Below are 1,669 nucleotides of genomic sequence, written 5' to 3' on the forward strand. Positions count from 1 at the left end.
TCAAAACTGAATACAATATGTCAATGTTATTCCTTCATCTTCTACGAAGATGTTCCGAATATATCCTTAGAAAGGAGGTGATCCAGCCGCACCTTCCGATACGGCTACCTTGTTACGACTTCACCCCAATCATTTGTCCCACCTTCGACGGCTAGCTCCATAAATGGTTACTCCACCGGCTTCGGGTGTTACAAACTCTCGTGGTGTGACGGGCGGTGTGTACAAGACCCGGGAACGTATTCACCGTAGCATGCTGATCTACGATTACTAGCGATTCCAGCTTCATGTAGTCGAGTTGCAGACTACAATCCGAACTGAGAACAACTTTATGGGATTTGCTTGACCTCGCGGTTTAGCTGCCCTTTGTATTGTCCATTGTAGCACGTGTGTAGCCCAAATCATAAGGGGCATGATGATTTGACGTCATCCCCACCTTCCTCCGGTTTGTCACCGGCAGTCAACTTAGAGTGCCCAACTTAATGATGGCAACTAAGCTTAAGGGTTGCGCTCGTTGCGGGACTTAACCCAACATCTCACGACACGAGCTGACGACAACCATGCACCACCTGTCACTTTGTCCCCCGAAGGGGAAAACTCTATCTCTAGAGCGGTCAAAGGATGTCAAGATTTGGTAAGGTTCTTCGCGTTGCTTCGAATTAAACCACATGCTCCACCGCTTGTGCGGGTCCCCGTCAATTCCTTTGAGTTTCAACCTTGCGGTCGTACTCCCCAGGCGGAGTGCTTAATGCGTTAGCTGCAGCACTAAGGGGCGGAAACCCCCTAACACTTAGCACTCATCGTTTACGGCGTGGACTACCAGGGTATCTAATCCTGTTTGATCCCCACGCTTTCGCACATCAGCGTCAGTTACAGACCAGAAAGTCGCCTTCGCCACTGGTGTTCCTCCATATCTCTGCGCATTTCACCGCTACACATGGAATTCCACTTTCCTCTTCTGCACTCAAGTTTTCCAGTTTCCAATGACCCTCCACGGTTGAGCCGTGGGCTTTCACATCAGACTTAAAAAACCGCCTACGCGCGCTTTACGCCCAATAATTCCGGATAACGCTTGCCACCTACGTATTACCGCGGCTGCTGGCACGTAGTTAGCCGTGGCTTTCTGATCAGGTACCGTCAAGACGTGCACAGTTACTTACACGTTTGTTCTTCCCTGATAACAGAGTTTTACGATCCGAAGACCTTCATCACTCACGCGGCGTTGCTCCGTCAGGCTTTCGCCCATTGCGGAAGATTCCCTACTGCTGCCTCCCGTAGGAGTCTGGACCGTGTCTCAGTTCCAGTGTGGCCGATCACCCTCTCAGGTCGGCTACGTATCGTTGCCTTGGTAAGCCGTTACCTTACCAACTAGCTAATACGGCGCGGATCCATCTATAAGTGACAGCAAGGCCGTCTTTCACTATTGAACCATGCGGTTCAAAATCTTATCCGGTATTAGCTCCGGTTTCCCGAAGTTATCCCAGTCTTATAGGTAGGTTATCCACGTGTTACTCACCCGTCCGCCGCTAACGTCAAAGGAGCAAGCTCCTTATCTGTTCGCTCGACTTGCATGTATTAGGCACGCCGCCAGCGTTCATCCTGAGCCAGGATCAAACTCTCCATAAAAAATTATGATGTTTGATTAGCTCATAAAAACTAAATTAATTGTTGT

Annotated in this window: 1 rRNA gene; it reads right to left on the reverse strand. The window is 49.6% G+C overall.

Going from position 1 to position 1,669, the window contains the following annotated elements:
* Positions 1–70: 70 nt before the first annotated feature.
* Positions 71–1,623 (reverse strand): 16S ribosomal RNA (locus LFT63_RS12615).
* Positions 1,624–1,669 lie beyond the last annotated feature (46 nt).

Origin of the sequence: Staphylococcus sp. FSL H8-0121 (assembly GCF_038008425.1) — a bacterium.
In the GTDB taxonomy this organism is placed as follows: Bacteria; Bacillota; Bacilli; order Staphylococcales; family Staphylococcaceae; genus Staphylococcus; species Staphylococcus pasteuri.